Annotated in this window: 14 protein-coding genes; 5 read left to right on the top strand and 9 right to left on the bottom strand. The window is 56.1% G+C overall.

Annotated features, from left to right (window positions below):
• Positions 1-57: 57 nt before the first annotated feature.
• Genes HALTITAN_RS18355 through cysP form a run of 4 tightly spaced genes read right to left on the bottom strand, consistent with a single transcriptional unit; the run spans position 58 to position 3867 of the window.
• Positions 58-1152, bottom strand: a complete 1095-nt coding sequence (locus tag HALTITAN_RS18355) for a sulfate/molybdate ABC transporter ATP-binding protein (protein WP_039860088.1) — start codon at positions 1150-1152, stop codon at positions 58-60.
• Positions 1149-1976 (bottom strand): sulfate ABC transporter permease subunit CysW, encoded by an 828-nt coding sequence (gene cysW / locus HALTITAN_RS18360; protein ID WP_009287981.1) that lies wholly within the window; start codon positions 1974-1976, stop codon positions 1149-1151. The genes HALTITAN_RS18355 and cysW overlap by 4 nt, the downstream gene beginning before the upstream one ends.
• Positions 1976-2830: a sulfate ABC transporter permease subunit CysT gene (gene cysT, locus HALTITAN_RS18365; RefSeq protein ID WP_009287982.1), complete on the bottom strand. Its 855-nt coding sequence runs from the start codon at positions 2828-2830 to the stop codon at positions 1976-1978. Before cysT ends, cysW begins: the two co-directional genes overlap by 1 nt.
• 26 nt (positions 2831-2856) lie before the next feature.
• On the bottom strand, positions 2857-3867 hold the full coding sequence (cysP, locus tag HALTITAN_RS18370; RefSeq protein ID WP_009287983.1) for a thiosulfate ABC transporter substrate-binding protein CysP: 1011 nt from the start codon (positions 3865-3867) through the stop codon (positions 2857-2859).
• A 252-nt stretch (positions 3868-4119) separates the two neighbouring features.
• Here cysP and rpe point away from each other — a divergent pair, with 252 nt between their 5' ends.
• Positions 4120-4812: a ribulose-phosphate 3-epimerase gene (gene rpe / locus HALTITAN_RS18375; RefSeq protein WP_039860090.1), complete on the top strand. Its 693-nt coding sequence runs from the start codon at positions 4120-4122 to the stop codon at positions 4810-4812.
• A 21-nt stretch (positions 4813-4833) separates the two neighbouring features.
• Here the strand turns inward: rpe and HALTITAN_RS18380 are convergent, their stop codons facing one another.
• Positions 4834-6132 (bottom strand): NAD(P)/FAD-dependent oxidoreductase, encoded by a 1299-nt coding sequence (locus HALTITAN_RS18380; protein WP_009287985.1) that lies wholly within the window; start codon positions 6130-6132, stop codon positions 4834-4836.
• Between the two features lie 103 nt (positions 6133-6235).
• Between HALTITAN_RS18380 and HALTITAN_RS18385 the strand changes: the two genes are divergently transcribed.
• Positions 6236-6979, top strand: a complete 744-nt coding sequence (locus tag HALTITAN_RS18385) for a phosphoglycolate phosphatase (RefSeq protein ID WP_009287986.1) — start codon at positions 6236-6238, stop codon at positions 6977-6979.
• 18 nt (positions 6980-6997) lie between these two features.
• On the opposite strand, the gene HALTITAN_RS18390 is transcribed toward HALTITAN_RS18385, so the two are convergent.
• Complete coding sequence (locus HALTITAN_RS18390; protein ID WP_009287987.1) at positions 6998-7912, bottom strand: metal ABC transporter substrate-binding protein; 915 nt, start codon at positions 7910-7912, stop codon at positions 6998-7000.
• Positions 7913-8296: 384 nt separating this feature from the next.
• On the opposite strand from HALTITAN_RS18390, the gene HALTITAN_RS18395 reads away from it, so the two are divergent.
• The 3 genes from HALTITAN_RS18395 to trpC are packed head-to-tail and all read left to right on the top strand — an operon-like array spanning position 8297 to position 10802.
• Positions 8297-8932, top strand: coding sequence for an anthranilate synthase component II (locus tag HALTITAN_RS18395; protein ID WP_009287988.1), 636 nt, complete (start codon positions 8297-8299; stop codon positions 8930-8932).
• A 37-nt stretch (positions 8933-8969) separates the two neighbouring features.
• On the top strand, positions 8970-9989 hold the full coding sequence (trpD, locus tag HALTITAN_RS18400; RefSeq protein ID WP_009287989.1) for an anthranilate phosphoribosyltransferase: 1020 nt from the start codon (positions 8970-8972) through the stop codon (positions 9987-9989).
• A 9-nt stretch (positions 9990-9998) separates the two neighbouring features.
• Entirely contained in the window at positions 9999-10802 is an 804-nt protein-coding gene (trpC, locus tag HALTITAN_RS18405; protein ID WP_009287990.1) for an indole-3-glycerol phosphate synthase TrpC, read from the top strand.
• Here trpC and HALTITAN_RS18410 read toward each other — a convergent pair.
• The 3 genes from HALTITAN_RS18410 to HALTITAN_RS18420 all read right to left on the bottom strand — a co-directional run bounded on the left by HALTITAN_RS18410 (position 10799) and on the right by HALTITAN_RS18420 (position 16075).
• Complete coding sequence (locus HALTITAN_RS18410) at positions 10799-13984, bottom strand: FAD-binding and (Fe-S)-binding domain-containing protein (protein WP_009287991.1); 3186 nt, start codon at positions 13982-13984, stop codon at positions 10799-10801. The two genes, trpC and HALTITAN_RS18410, sit on opposite strands and share 4 nt — an antisense overlap.
• Positions 13985-14074: 90 nt before the next feature.
• A complete protein-coding gene (locus HALTITAN_RS18415) occupies positions 14075-14665 on the bottom strand; it encodes a DUF4202 domain-containing protein (RefSeq protein ID WP_009287992.1) in 591 nt (196 codons plus the stop codon).
• 162 nt (positions 14666-14827) lie between these two features.
• Entirely contained in the window at positions 14828-16075 is a 1248-nt protein-coding gene (locus HALTITAN_RS18420) for a dicarboxylate/amino acid:cation symporter (protein ID WP_009287993.1), read from the bottom strand.
• Between the last annotated feature and the right edge of the window lie 295 nt (positions 16076-16370).

Below are 16370 nucleotides of genomic sequence, written 5' to 3' on the forward strand. Positions count from 1 at the left end.
TGCGATGAAACGTCAACGCTAGCTGCTCCATTTAGGGCAGCTAGCGCTTCCGCAGCGTTATGCCACGCGGCTTTGCTCCGTCGCTTTCGACTCAGCTTTGGGAAAGCGTCGCCAGTGGCGGGGGTGGGCGAATAAGCGTTGCCCGCGGCGTAGCGCCAAGTGCTCAAAGTCAGTATGGCGCACGGTAGCCAGCCAAGGCTGGGCGAGCCAATCCGCCTCTAGCTCCACGCGCACTTCTGCGCCCACCGGCGAGATCGCCGTGATAGTGACCGGTAGATGGCTCTCAGAGGTGGGTTGCTCGGTTAGCCGCACTTCATGGGGGCGTAGCAGCAGCTCTTCATGGCCATCAGGTAGATCCACGTGCCAATAGGCGTCGCCACAGGTGAGTACGCCGTTGGTCACTTTGCCTTCCAGATGGTTTACATCGCCTAAAAACTCAAACACAAAGCGGTTTTTGGGCTCCCGGTAGAGCTCATCGGGAGTATCAATTTGCTCAATACGGCCGTTACTCATGACTACGACGCGGTCGGAAAGCTCCAGCGCCTCTTCCTGGTCGTGGGTGACAAAGACGCTGGTGAAATTGAACTCGTCATGCAGGTGGCGCAGCCAGCGGCGTAACTCTTGGCGCACTTTGGCATCAAGTGCGCCAAAAGGCTCGTCCAACAGCAGTACTTCCGGTTCCACTGCCAAGGCGCGGGCTAGCGATACTCGCTGCTGCTGGCCGCCGGAAAGCTGAGCAGGGTAGCGGTTGGCGAGGTGCTCCAGCTTGACCATTTCAAGTAGCCTAAACACCCGGGCGCGAATCTCACCGCTGTTGGGGCGGCGTTTACGCGACAACACGGTCAGGCCAAAGGCCACGTTGTCGTAGACGCTCATATGGCGAAACAGCGCGTAGTGCTGGAAAACAAAGCCAATTCGCCGGTCGCGCACATGTACATTGGTCACGTCGCGGTCGCCAAACAAAATCTTGCTGGGTTGTGCGGTGCGGTCGGCATTTTCCAAGCCGGCAATAATCCGCAGCAGCGTCGTTTTGCCCGAGCCCGAAGGGCCAAGCAGGCCGACCAGCTCGCCTGCGTGAATATCCAGGTTGATCGGCTCTAACGCCTGGGTAGTGCCGAAGTGCTTAGCGATGTTGTGTAAGTGAATGCTCATGCAAATGCCTCCCGGCGCGCTGCGCGCCATTCCAGCCCGGCCTTGGCGGCGAGCGTCAGTAGGGCAATAAAGGCGAGTAGCGCCGCGCAGGCAAACGCCCCTACGGCATTATAATCCTGATACAGCTGCTCAAGGTGCAGTGGTAGCGTATTGGTCTTGCCGCGTATAGCGCCGGAAACCACTGAAACAGCCCCAAATTCCCCCACCGCACGGGCGTTGGTAAGGATAACGCCGTACAGCAGTGCCCAGCGGATGTTGGGCAGTGTGACACGACGGAAGGTCGTCCAGCCGGTAGCGCCAAGCGTCACGGCTGCTTCTTCTTCACGGGAGCCTTGGGCCTGCATCAACGGGATCAGTTCCCGGGCCACAAAGGGGCAGGTAACAAAAATAGTCACCATGAGGATGCCCGGCCAAGAAAACATCAGCTGAATATCATGGCCGTCCAGCCAAGTGCCGATCCAGCCGTTGCGGCCATACAGCAGCAAGTAAATCAGACCCGCGACAACGGGAGAGACCGCAAAGGGGATATCGATCAACGTTTGCAGAATGCGCCGCCCAGGAAAGCTGAACCGCGTGACCAGCCACGCCAGGGCAACGCCAAATACCAGGCACACGGGAATGGTTAGTAGCGCAATCATCAGCGTCAGACCAATCGCGTGCAGGGTGAAGGTGTTACTGACATTCGACCAGAAAACCATAACGCCCTGGGAGAATGCCTGAGCAAAAATGGCCACCAGCGGCAGCAGTAAAAACAGTGCTGACAGCACCAGAGCGGCGCCTATCAGCAGGCGCCGGATAAGTGGCGCATCTCCAATTCGACGCATTACCCCTTACCTCCATGCAGACGGCGCACAAAGCGGCCCTGCCAAATATTAATTGCCAGTAGCAGCGCCAACGAGACAAACAGCACCACTGAAGCAATCGCCGAGGCCCCAGCATAGTCATACTCTTGCAGCTTGACGAAAATCATCAGTGCGGTGATTTCTGTTTCATAAGGCATATTACCGGCGATAAAGATGATCGCTCCGAACTCGCCTAGCGAACGAACAAACGCCAGCCCCGTGCCGGTCACCAAGGCAGGCCAGATATGCGGCAAGATCACGCGGCGAAAGGCCACGCCGTCGGTAGCACCCAATGACATAGCGGCTTCATCGACTTCCACTGGCATATCTTCCAGCACCGGCTGCACCGTGCGCACCACAAACGGGATGCTGGTAAAGGCCATGGCCAGGGCGATGCCCACCCAGGTGTAAGCGACTTGAAACCCTAGCGGCTCCAGCAATCCACCCATCCAGCCGCTACTGGCATAAAGGGTTGCAAGCGTAATGCCTGCCACTGCGGTGGGTAGCGCGAAGGGGAGATCCATTAAGGCATCGAGTAAGCGCTTGCCAGGAAAGTCGTAGCGAACTAACACCCACGCCAGCAATAAGCCAAATATGGCGTTGATAATCGCTGCAACGGCTGCCGCGCCAATGGTGACCATATAGCTGGCAACCACGCGCCCTTCGGTGATGATCGCCCAGTATTCGGCAAAACTAAGCTCTGCTAACTGACCGAACAGGCCCGTAATAGGGAGCAGCAGCACCAGCGAGATAAACAGCACGCTGATACCCATAGAAAGGCCAAAACCCGGCAGCACGCGGGTGCTGCCGGTTCGCCAGGAGGCAAGTTGACTCATAGTTCAGGCTGGCTCATGAGTGAATATTAGCGGCGCTGTAACTGGTCGAGAAGGCCACCACCCTCAAAGTGGGTCTCCATGGCTTCATCCCAGCTACCAAACACTTCATCCACTTCAAGCAGTTCGGTTTCCGGGAACTGGTCGGCGAACTCTTCGACCACGGCTTCGTTATGCACTCGGTAGTTGAAACCTGCCAGCAGGCGCTGAGTCTCTTCTGTGTAAAGGTACTCAAGATAGCTCTGGGCCAAATCGCTGTTACCGTTGCGCTCAGCATTTTCACCGACAACGGCCACGGGGAACTCGGCCAGAATGCTAACGGGTGGCACGATTACTTCGTAGTCGTCACTGCCATACTCTTTGCGAATGTTGTTGACTTCAGACTCGAAACTAATCAGTACATCGCCAATTTCACGCTCGATAAAGCTGGTGGTTGCGCCACGACCGCCGGTATCGAATACCGCCACATTGGCTAGGAAAGTGCGCATGAACTCTTCGATTTGCTCTTCATCGCCATCGAACTCGTTCTCGGCAAAGCCCCAGGCGGCTAAGTAAGTATAACGACCGTTACCCGAGGTTTTCGGGTTGGGGAAGACCATCTGTACATCTTCTTTGACTAAGTCGTCCCAGCTCTCAATTCCTTTAGGGTTGCCTTTACGCACTAGGAAAGCAGTGGTGGAGTAGTAGGGGGAGGCATTGTTCTCAAAGGCATCCTGCCAATCTTCGGCCACCAGCCCAGCATCGGCGAGTACCTGTACGTCGGTCACCTGGTTAAAGGTCACCACATCGGCACGTAAACCCTGAAGGATGGCACGGGCTTGTGCGGAAGAGCCGCCGTGAGACTGGCTAATGGCAATCTCTTCACCGTGTTCTTCCTGCCACCAGGCTTGAAACTCGGGGTTGATCGCAGCAAACAGCTCGCGAGCGATATCGTAAGATGAGTTAAGTAGCTCCCGCTCTTGGGCGGCGGCGGTTCCACTTACCGTAACGCCTAACGCAATAGCAATCAGGCTGCGGCGGAAAATTGTTGGCAGTGCCATAGAGAAACTCCTTAAAAACAGTAGGCGCTTAGTGTCGCAATATTGGCAAGATTAAATCTATCAATGTGGAATTACAATCATGTTTTATATTCTATTTAAGAATATATGTGTGATGCCATGCAAAGAGCTGATACGTGGTTCTGCTAAGCAGCTCTGCTAAGATAGCGGCCTGGCTTTGCTCTCTTGCCTGCACATTCGCAGGTATATCGAGTGACTACCCTTCGTCTACTGATTGATAAGCAGGAATGGAATATGACCGCTGCGCAGGATTTCTTGATTGCACCCTCTATTTTATCGGCTGACTTTGCCAGGCTGGGTGAGGAGGTGGATAACGTGCTGGCTGCAGGCGCGGATGTGGTGCATTTCGACGTCATGGATAATCACTATGTGCCCAACCTGACCATTGGGCCCATGGTGTGTAAGGCGCTGCGTAACCATGGCGTCACGGCGCCCATCGACGTGCATCTAATGGTTAAGCCGGTAGACCGCATGATCAACGACTTTATTGAGGCGGGTGCCAGCTATATCACCTTTCATCCGGAAGCGTCTGAGCACGTTGATCGCTCGCTGCAGTTGATCCGTGATGGTGGCTGCAAAGCCGGCCTGGTATTTAATCCGGCCACGCCGCTCTCCTATCTCGACTATGTGATGGATAAAGTCGATATGGTGCTGCTGATGAGCGTCAACCCAGGCTTTGGTGGGCAATCCTTTATTCCCGGCACGCTGGACAAGCTGCGCGAAGCGCGGGCGCGTATTGATGCGTCAGGGCGGCCTATTCGCTTGGAAATCGACGGTGGGGTGAAAGTGGATAACATCGCCGAGATCGCCGCAGCGGGCGCCGATACCTTTGTGGCAGGTTCCGCCATTTTCAGCGCCCACCAAGCCAGCGACCCGCACGGCTATGACACGGTGATCAAGCAGATGCGAGCGGCGCTGGCCAAGTAAAAAGTCAGTGTCAAGTGTCGTTTAGTGCAATTTCATGCGCGGTTTTAAGTAACGATTAAGCTTATCGACCAGCCAGGCCAGCCCCGTCTTCGGCGCCCCATGAATAGAGAGCTGGTGCATGCGGTAGAGCGATGCATAGGCTTGGCGAGCCAGCCAGCCCTCTAAAAACAGGCCGCGGGAGGCGGAGCTGCGCATCAAATTACCTACCGCATCGTAGCGGGCCAGCGATACCAGTGAGCCGTGATCGCGGTAGCGGAAGTCGGCTAGCGGTTTGCCTTCCAGTTTATTGACCAGGTTTTTGGCGAGCAGCTTAGCCTGCTGGTGAGCAGCCTGGGCGCGAGGAGGCACCGTGCCGCTTTCACCCATCGGGCAACTGGCGCAGTCGCCTAGAGCAAAAATTTTCTCATCATCGACGCTTTGTAGGGTGCTTTTTACTTCAATTTGGTTTTTCTTATTCGTTGTCAGGCCTAGCTCCGCCAAAAACGGCGGCGCTTTGATACCCGCTGCCCACACATTGATATCGGTCTTGATCACTTCATCGTCACCGGTGATCAACTGATGCGCCTGAGCTTCTTTAACGGCGGTATCGGTATGGACGGTTACGCCCATGCTCTCAAGCTCTGTTTTGACAGTTTGGCTGACCCGCTCAGAAAGCCCTGGAAGCAAGCGCGGCGCCGCTTCCAGTAGGTGTACGCTGATTTGCTGGTGATCCACGGACGTCACCCCATAGGCATTGAGCATGCGCGAAGCGTCAAATAATTCGGCCGCAAGCTCTACCCCTGTTGCACCGCCGCCGACGATGCCAATGGTTAACTGAGTATGTTGGCGTAGGTTGGGGTCGGTATAGCGCAGAAAGGTGTTGATCATATCGCGCTGGAACGCCTTGGCCTGCTCGGGTGAATCAATAAAGTGGCAGTGCTCTGTCACGCCGGGCGTGCCGAAATCGTTGGAAACGCTGCCTATGGCCATGACCAGATAGTCATAGGCAAGCTCGCGGGCGGGTAGTACCTCTTGCCCATCTTCATCATGAATCGGCGCTAATTGCAGCGTCTGTTGCTCGCGATTAATGCCGGTTAGCGAACCGCGCTGATAACGGTAGAAGTGAGCCGATGAATGCCCGCGAAGATCCACCTCGTCCATGCTGGAGTTCAGTACACCGGTGGCCAGTTCGTGGAGCAGCGGTTTCCATACGTGGGTGGTATTGCGGTCTAGCAGCACAATTTCTGCGCGTTTGCGCTTACCCAAGGTGCGGCCTAATCGTGTGGCAAGGGCTAAGCCGCCAGCACCGGCGCCGACAACCACGATTCTGGGAGTGGGCATATCACTACCTCCTTAACTAAATTAGCCCCAGCATAGAAGGTTCTGATGCGTCTGACTAATGCGAACGTTTGCTTTGAGCAGGTAAAATGGTTTTTAAATCAAAATGGGGCAGAGCGCATTGAAAATACATCCAAGCCACTACTCAGAACGACACCCAGTGCTACAGGGAAAACGGCTAATTGCCTTCGACTTGGACGGAACGCTGATCGATTCAGTACCCGACCTTGCCGCCGCCGTGGCACGCACGTTAAGCGAGCTGGATTTACCCGAGCCGAATGAGGCAAAGGTGCGGGATTGGGTGGGCAATGGCGCGCCGGTATTAGTGGAACGAGCTCTGACCTGGGCGTTGCAAGCCCCGCCAGAACCTAGCCTGCAACAGCGCGCCTATGATGCGTTTATGGGGCACTACGGCGCTGCACCTAATGCCCTGACAACGCTCTACCCTGGCGTAAAGCAAGCCCTAGAGGCGCTGTACCAGCAAGGTCTGACCCTGGTGCTGATTACCAATAAGCCCGAACGCTTCATTGAGCCGCTGTTAAATCACTTCGAGCTGCTGAACTATTTTACCCTATGTCTCGGCGGTGATTCTTTGGCCGAAAAGAAGCCCCACCCATTGCCGCTGCTTCACGCTGCGCACTATTGCCAAATACCGCCAACTGAATGTGTGATGGTCGGCGATTCACGTCACGATATGGCGGCTGGAAAGGCGGCAGGCTTTACTACTCTGGCGCTGCCCTATGGTTATAACCATGGGGAGCCGATAGAGAATAGCCATCCCGACCTAGTGCTCAGTTCGTTAACTGAATTGCTGTTGAACGCGCCTCGACCCACAAAGGTCATTGACTAGGCTTGGTCGGTCGCTTACTTACTCGGCCGTGGCGCCCCCTAGCGCGGTATGCATCACTTCAGCGTTATGGCGCAGCATGTCCGCGTAGTTGGCAGCGGGGCCATCTTCACCGCTCAGCGAGTCGACATACAGCGGACCTGCTAGGGGCAGTGAAGCCTCCCGGGACAGGGCGTCCATATGGATACTAGGTGTAGTGCTTTCAAAAAACAGCGCAGGGGGGCGTTTCTCGGCAAGCTGTTCGCTGATCTTGGCCATTGCCTGGGCGCTGCCTTGGGTCTCGTGGTTAACCCCCCACACCCCTTGAGCATCAAAGGCGTAGGCGCGGGCAAAATAACCAAAACCTGCCTCACTGGTTAGTAATGTGCGGTTAGTTTGTGGAATACCTTCAAGCCGCTCTTTTACCGCTTGGTTAAGATTGTTCAGCGCCCTGCGTGCCTCGTCAGCGCGGGCATAAAACGCATCGGCTTGCTCGGGTAGATGCTCGGCCAGGGTCTCAGCAATGACATCGATGTAGGCTGCAGCGCCCTCTGGATCCATCCACATATGCGGGTCTGGCTCGCCTTTATACTGTCCGGTGGAAATCGTCAGCGGCGTATAGTCGGCCTTTTTAGCCACTTCCACTAGCGTTAGCTGGTCGTCAGACATCGCCTCAACATGGCGTATCCAAGGCTCTAGTCCAAGCCCGTTATAAAACACAATATGCGTCTCTTCTAACGCCAGTACGTTGGGTGGGGTTAGCTCCCAGCGGTGAACATCTTCTCCCCGTGGCACAATGACATTGACGCTGACAGTGTCACCCGCCACTCGTTTGACCAGCTCCTCCATGACTGAAAAGGAGGCAATTACGCGCAGCGTTGTGTTGGCATAAGCTGGCGCAGCGCTTATCAGCGCGACGAATAAGAGCGCCCACACCCAGGTAAACCACTTTGACATCCCACGCTCCTAACTGGCTAAAAAAACTATCGAAAAAGACGGCAGATAATAAAGACTGCGGTGGCCCGTTGCCAGTTCCACTGCAATGCGAGGCCGCAAGAAGTATTACCCAAGGGAGGATTCCCTCAAGTGAAAAGTGCCACTATGCTGAATAGTATTACACTCCTAAGCATAGCGTGCCTTATGGCTGTCTGAACGGTTTCTTATTCGCGGCATCGGCGTGGCATCCCCAAAGCTGTGATTTATCGCCCATAGCACTGGTGGTCTAAAGGGGAAGAGGCTGGTTGACACTTAACCCCTGCAAGGGAGTGCTCGGTTGCGGTATCATCACTCCATCAACGGTTTAATCTGTGGTCGAAATGACACAACGGAGTAAGTGGGGCAATGGCGCAAGCTCAGTCGGTGCATAAACAGCCATCACAGGAACAGTCAGCGCAAAAAGTGGTGATGCTGGACAATTATGACAGTTTCACGTTCAACATTGTCCAGTACCTGGGTGAGCTTGGTGCCGAAGTCATCACTCACCTCAATGACGAAATCACCATTGAGCAGATCGAAATGCTGGCGCCGACACACCTGGTGGTATCGCCTGGGCCCTGCACTCCCAACGAGGCGGGCATATCCATGACCGCCATCAAACACTTTGCAGGCAAGCTGCCTATTTTAGGCGTTTGCCTGGGCCATCAGGCGATTGGCCAAGTGTATGGTGGCAAGGTCGTGCACGCGCCACAGGTGATGCATGGTAAAACCTCCGCTGTGCTGCATGCTAACCAAGGCGTGTTTGAAGGGCTGGATAACCCGGTTGAGGTTACCCGCTATCACTCCCTGGTGGTCGATAAAGCGAGCCTGCCTGACTGTTTACAAATCACTGCCTGGACAGGTGATGATGACGTAACCCCCGGTTTAGTCATGGGGTTTCGTCACCGCGAGTTGGATATTGAAGGGGTGCAGTTTCACCCCGAGTCGATTCTTACCCGCCAAGGCCATGAGCTGTTGGCCAACTTTTTAAAACGCGGCTGATAGCCGGTTTCACACGCTTTTAGGGGCCCCTCTGCTCATGCAAATGCGAGATGCGATTAATGCGGTGATGCGCCGCGAAGACCTCTCTTTCGATGCCATGCACGCTTTGATGCGTCAGATCATGACCGGCGATGCAAGCGATGCACAAATTGGTGGCCTGTTAGTAGGCCTCGCCATGAAAGGTGAAAGTGCCGAGGAAATTAGCGCCGCTGCTCAAGTAATGCGCGAGTTGATGAAGCGCGTTGAACTGAGTGCTGAAAACGTTGTGGACATTGTCGGCACCGGTGGCGATGGTGCCAACCTGTTTAACGTTTCCACCGCCGCCAGTTTTGTCGCCGCTGCTGCTGGTGCCCATGTGGCCAAACATGGCAACCGAAGCGTTTCATCTTCATCGGGTAGTGCGGATCTGTTCGATGTGGCGGGTATCTACCTGGATCTCAAGCCTGACCAGGTAGCGCGCTGTATCGAGCAGGTGGGTGTAGGCTTTATGTTTGCGCCTAATCATCATCCGGCCATGCGCTATGCCATTGGCCCCCGCCGTGAAATGGGCGTGCGCACGCTGTTTAATATTTTGGGCCCGTTGACCAATCCTGCTGGTGCTCCCAATCAGGTACTGGGTGTTTACGCGCCGGAGCTGGTGCCGCTGATGGCGGAAGTGTTGCAAACCTTGGGTAGCCGCCACGTGATGGTCGTTCACTCCGAGGACGGCCTGGATGAGATATCTCTGGCCAGCCCCACCTTGGTAGCCGAGCTTAAAGCGGGTGAGATTACCCAGTACACTATTACACCCGAAGAGCTGGGTATTGAGCGCCAAAGCTTGGCAACGCTGAAAGCCGCCAGCGCCGAAGACAGCCTGCGCTTGGTTAAGGCCGCGCTTTCCGGTGAAGGTGCCGCTGCCGATATGGTCGCGCTAAATGCAGGGGCCGCGCTCTACTGTTCGGGCGTCGCGGATACGTTAAAAGAGGGTGTGATGGTAGCCCAGGACGCGCAAGCTTCTAAATTGCCGCTTGAGAAGCTTAGAGAGCTTTCGCACTTCACCAGCGTTTTTAAACAGTAAGAGACCACCATGACTCAACAGGCAACGCCGACTATTTTAACGCGCATTCTTGCTCGCAAAGACCAGGAAGTGGCAGAGCGCCGTCAGGCCGTTTCAGAGGCGGATTTGCTCGCGTTAGGAGAGCAGCAGAGCACCCCGCGTGGCTTTATTGAGGCGCTTAATACGCGCATCGCAACGGGTGATCCGGCGATTATCGCCGAGGTGAAAAAAGCCTCACCGTCAAAAGGCGTTATTCGCGAAGAATTTCACCCCTCGGATATCGCCAAAAGCTATGCCCAGGGCGGTGCTGCCTGTCTTTCTGTGCTTACCGACGCCGACTTTTTCCAGGGCCATGAAGACTATCTAATTGCCGCTCGGGACGTCTGCACGCTGCCGGTGATTCGCAAGGACTTTATCACCCATAGCTATCAGGTCTGTGAAGCGCGGGCGATTGGTTCTGACTGTATTCTGCTGATCGTTGCTGCCCTGGACGATGCACAGCTACGCGACCTGCACCAGCAGGCCAATCAATTGGGTATGGATGTGTTGGTCGAGGTACACGACGCCAACGAGCTTGAGCGTGCCCTGACACTGGATCTAAAGCTGGTCGGCATCAATAACCGTAATCTGCATACCTTTGAAACCAGCCTGAATACCACCCTGGATCTGCTGCCGCGCATTCCTGAGGGCGTCACGGTGATTACCGAATCGGGTATTCATACCCGCGATGACGTTGAGCTAATGCGTGACCACAATGTTAACGGCTTTCTGGTTGGCGAAGCTTTTATGCGCGAAAGTGATCCAGGCTTGGCGCTGAAAAGGCTGTTCTTTTAACTTGCTTGCTTTAGGCACACAAGCAGTGCCTGAAGCGGGTGCGGTAATGATTGTTCCGAGTAACGCTTCACTTGGCTACGGCAGGAATAGCCGGTGGCCAATAGCTTGCCTGTGTTTTCTTCGGCCTCCACCTGGGACTGCCACGACTGGGCGTAGATCGTTTTGGACGTAGCGGCATTGCGGGTTTCGTGGCCATAGGTGCCAGACATACCGCAGCAGCCGGTGGCCATCAGCTCAAGCTCTAACCCAAACGCCGCAAATACCTGCTGCCATGCTTTAGGGCTACCCGGTGCATTGGTTTTCTCGGTGCAGTGGGAGAGCAGCTTAAAGCCAGGGTCGGTTAGCTTAAGTTGGTTGGGCGCTAGCGTATTGATGCGGGTCGTGAGCCACTCCTGCAGCATCAGCACCTCCGGCACCGCCTCATTACCTAGCGCTTTGACGTACTCCTGGCGATAGGTGAGCGTCATCGCCGGGTCGATACCCACCAGGGGGATATCAAAGCGGGCCAAGGTGCGTAGCCGCTCGGCCTGCTTGGCGGCGGTACGTTCGAAGGCGCCCAAGAAACCCTGTACCTGGAGTGGCTTGCCGTTCGCCGAATAGGGCATCACAAACACGCGTAGATTGAGGCGCGAGAGCAGTTCCACCACGTCCATCACCAGCTTGGCTTCAAAGTGGGTGGTGAAGGCATCCTGGACAATAATCACGCTATTGGCACGCTGCTGTTCGGTTAACAGGGCCAGTGAGAGCGGTGTTGCCTCGGCAACGCCCCAGGCGTTCAGCTGCTTTTTAACACTGGCCCGTGAAAGCGCCGGGGAGTCGCTCATGCCCAGCGTACGGCGCATCAGTTGCTCTACCCAGCTCTGGCCAATCACTGCGTTATACAGCGGTGCGGCTTTGGCCAGGGTAGGCAGCATAAACTCGGTGCCGCCAATCACGTAGTCGCGCAGCGGGCGCAGGTAACGGCCGTGGTAGACCTCCAAGAACTGGGAGCGGAACTGGGGAACGTTGACCTTGATCGGGCACTGACTCGCGCAGGACTTACACGCCAGGCAACCCGCCATGGCGTCATAAACTTCATGGGAGTAGTCGTGGTGCTGCTTGCGGCTTAGAGTATTCGCCACCCGCAGCGGAAAGCGTTTAATAAAGCCCCAGCCGCCTTCGGCTTTTTTCTTGCGCGACTCCTCAACAACATCGATTCCCGCCTGGGTCTGCAGGCGCAGCCACTCGCGGATCAGGCTGGCGCGGCCTTTGGGCGAGTGGCGGCGATCCCGGGTGGCTTTCCACGACGGGCACATGGGGTCATCAAGGTCGTAGTTGTAGCAAGCGCCGTTACCGTTGCAGTACACCGCGGCGTCGTAGGCCTGCCAGGCGCGCTCATCGATGGTGCGGTCAAACTGGCCGCGCATGGGCACGCCATCCACCGTCAACAGATCGGGGTCGCTATCTTTGGCGATTAGCTCGCTGCTTTGAGGCTTACTCGCAGCGTCGGGCGAGGTGGAAATGCCCGCGGCCCCGGGCGGGTTAGAGAGAGGTGAGGCGATCTTGCCAGGGTTTAGCTGGTTATAGGGGTCAAAGGCGGCTTTTACCCGCTGTAGGCTGGGATAAAGCTCACCAAAGAATTTAGGTGAATACTCCGAGCGCACGCCCTTACCGTGTTCGCCCCACAGCAGGCCGCCATATTTCTGGGTCAGCGCCGCCACTTCATCGGACACCGCGCGAATCAGTTTTTCCTGTTCGGGATCTTTCATATCGATGGCGGGGCGCACGTGCAGTACACCGGCGTCGACATGGCCAAACATCCCGTAGGCGAGCCCTCTGGCATCCAGCGCGGCGCGGAACTCGGTGATAAAGTCCGCCAAGTGCTCCGGCGGCACGGCGGTATCTTCCACAAACGGAATGGGCCGCTTCTCGCCCTGCACATTGCCGAGCAAACCCACCGAGCGCTTGCGCATGGCGTAGACTTTCTGGATCTGCCCGCGCCCCTCGGCCAAGGTGTAGCCTAGGCGCTCAACGGTGGTGTCTTGGCTTAGGTGGTCGGTGAAGGCGCGAACCCGCTTGGCGAGGGCGCTCTCATCGTCGTCATTAAATTCGATCAGGTTAATGCCACGAATCGCCGTGTTAGCGGTCGCCGGGAAGAACTCCGCCACGCTGTCCCAGACGAAGTCCTCCATGGCCAACTGCAGCACGGTGTCGTCGATGGTCTCTATGGAAGTAGGGCGCAGCGCCTGCGGCTGGTTTTGTGAAGTGCTAGCGGCCATCAGCGCTTTGGCATCCCGCAGTGCATCCATAAAACTGGTGTAGCGCACATTGACCAGAGTGGAGTGCTTGGGAATCGGCAGCACATTCAACACCGCCTCGTTCAAAAAGCCCAGCGAGCCTTCCGAGCCGCACAGCAGGCTGTTAAGGTTGAGCTGCCCCTCGCTATCGCGCAGGTGGGCCAAATCGTAGCCGGTCAAGCAACGGTTGAGCGGCGGGAACTTGGCTGCAATCAATTCGCGCTGTTGGTCGATGATATTGGCGGCGGTGGCATGTACGCGGCCCAGAATACCTTCCTGCTGGCACTCAGCCTGCTCTTCGTCCGATGTTAAAGCGCGGCTGTGCAGGTGCTTTCCACCGATCAAAATGGTATCGAGCTCCAGCACATGATCACGGGTTTTGCCGTATTCGCAGCTACCCTGGCCGCTGGCATCGGTAGAGATCATGCCGCCTATAGTGGCGCGGTTGGAGGTCGAAAGCTCCGGGGCGAAAAACAGCCCATGGGGTTTGAGCGCGGCGTTTAATTGATCTTTCACCACCCCCGCCTGAACGCGCACCCGCCGTGCTTCCACATCGATCTCTAGGATCTGATTCATATGGCGGGAGACATCCACCACAATGCCATCGGTGAGCGACTGACCGTTGGTGCCGGTGCCGCCGCCTCTGGGCGTTAATACAATGCTGCGGTGAGTGCTTTGCGCGGCCAACCGGGTAAGGCGCTCTAGGTCTTCGGCATGCTTGGGGTAGACCGCCGCCTGGGGCAGGCGCTGGTAAATTGAGTTATCCGTCGCCAGCACCGTGCGGTTGGCGTAATCGGGAGCAATTTCGCCTTCAAAACCGCGCGTTTTAAGAGCCTGTAAAAAACGTACATACTCATTGCCCAAGCGTGCGAACGGGGCGGTACGGGTGTCCAAGGATGCAATCATAGTTGATCAAGCCGTCAGTGCCGGGGGCGCAATAAAAGAAGACCGCTACTTTACCGCAGCGGCTGCCTCGCTGCATCTCACTGTAGCGCTTTACTCTGCTCCCAGGGCCTCTTTTACCAGCGCTAATGAGGCATCCGACATCGGTAGCTTCAAGGCTAGTGCATGGGCGCGGGGTGACATTTTACGCCAGGTCATCTGCACAATGCGCACCATATGGTCGTGCTCGATCTTGCGCGAGAAATCGGCAAAGTAGTTCTCTAGAAACACCAGGCAGGCGCAATCTTCCAGCGCTTGTACATCGGGGTCGCGGCCCAGGCCTTTCTTGCCGATAATCGTTGCGGCTCGGGCGGCATCTTCGTCTGCATAGCCTGCGTCGCGCATTAGCTGGGCGGTGGTATCGCCTGCGCGCTTGCCCTGGTCGCGTCGCCAGGTTAAGTAGCCTACGCGCCCTTCGGGGTACTCCTCACGCGGCACTAACCAGCGCTGTAAGTGCTGGGCGCGTACGGCTAAGCGCAGCACCTCATCTGGAGCGTCATGCACGCGGTCTAGCCAGTCGCTCATGCGCTGGGCATAAGCCAGTTCCTGGGGCATGGATGTGCCATCGGCAAGCGTCGTGGAGCGCGGGTCTTCGGCATGCAGGGCATCGATGGCGATGAGCGTTTGATCAAAAGCGGTAGGCATAGCAGCGTTGCTCGGCTAAAAATGATGCTAATAGGTTGCCGAGAAACCGTGCGAATCACAACTGCTGTATGGGAGGGGAGGTTATGAAAGGCGGTAAAGCGCAGCGCCCGCTGCTAAGCACAGCGGACGCCTTTTCATACGCTATAAATGCTAGCGTTAAAGTTAGCGACGGTTGTAGATTTCTTCGTTGAGCTCACCCTCGCTTTTACCTACCAGCGTGGTGACCATTAAATCGCCCGCGACGTTGACGCTGGTGCGTGCCATATCAAGGATCCTATCAATCCCCGCGACCACGGCGATAGCTTCCAGCGGCAGACCAACCTGGGCCATCACAATCGAGAGCATAATCAGGCCAGCGCCTGGTACGCCTGCGGTACCAATGGAGGCCAGCGTGCCGGTGGCGACAATCATGCCGTAATCCATCATGCTCAAATCAGTGCCAGTCATTTGGGCGATGAATAGCACGACCACGCCCTGGTAAAGCGCGGTGCCATCCATATTGATGGTGGCGCCTACCGGTAACACAAACCCTGAAACCCCTTCGGAAACGCCCAGGTTCTTCTGCGCGCAACGTATAGAGACCGGCAGGGTGCCCGCAGAAGAAGCGGACGAGAACGCCACAACAATAGCGTCCAGACTGCCCTGCAAATAGCGCATGGGGTTTAGCCGCCCCAGTAGCGAGATCAAACCCGAGTAGATCACCAGCACGTGAAGAATGCTGGCCAGGTACGCCACGCCAATCAACTTGGCCAGCGGCAGCAATATCTCTAAACCGTACTGTCCGGAGACGTGGGCGATTAAGCCAAATACGCCGAAGGGCGCAAACGCCATCACAATGCCAGTGAGCTTGTACATTGCCTCGGCAAAGCTATCGAAGACCTTCATGACCGGCTCGCCTTTATCGCCGATCAACGTCAGCGAAATACCTAAACCAATGGCAAACACAATGATCTGCATAATGTTGCCGTTGGCCAGGGCGTCCAACGGGTTACGCGGCACTAAGTTAACCAGAATAGAGACCAGCGATGGCGCTTCGTTAGCGGCCACTTCAGAGTCAAAACTTAAATCAACGCCCACGCCCGGCTGCAGCAGGGTGGAAAGTACCAGACCAATGGAGATAGCAAAGGCGGTGGTGACCAAATAGAGCGTAATGGTACGCGCGCCAATACGACCCATTTTCTGGGGGTCGCGCATTGAGGTAATACCCACCACCAGAGTGGAAAACACTAGTGGCACAATCAGCATCATAATGGCGTTAATAAAAATATCGCCCAGCGGTTTAAACACGCTGGCGGTCTCACCTAATAGCGCGCCTGCCAAAATACCCAACGCCAAGCCGGCGAGAATCTTCTTCCATAGGGCAATTCGTCGCCACCAGGCAAACTTTCCTTGCTGTGCTGTCTCCTGCACTGCGCTTCTCCTGTCAAAAGTGTTAAAACCTATTATTTATCGATTCGTTAGACGAATCGGCGGGCACTCTATCACTTTTGGCTAACGGGCTGGGATGGATATGCCGAGTGGTCATAGCACATACAGTCGATTCGATAACTGAACCTTGCTTAGCGATAGTGCAAACTTATTACGTGCCGCTACCTTCTAGCAGCGCTATGCGCTGCATTCGCGGGTGCGCCGTAGGCTTACCACGCGCTACTGGAGTGTGGCGTTAGCTAGTACTGACTTCTCTGGTGCTGGAGCCTTTTAGCGT

This window comes from Vreelandella titanicae BH1 (genome assembly GCF_000336575.1).
GTDB classification, from domain to species: domain Bacteria; phylum Pseudomonadota; class Gammaproteobacteria; order Pseudomonadales; family Halomonadaceae; genus Vreelandella; species Vreelandella titanicae.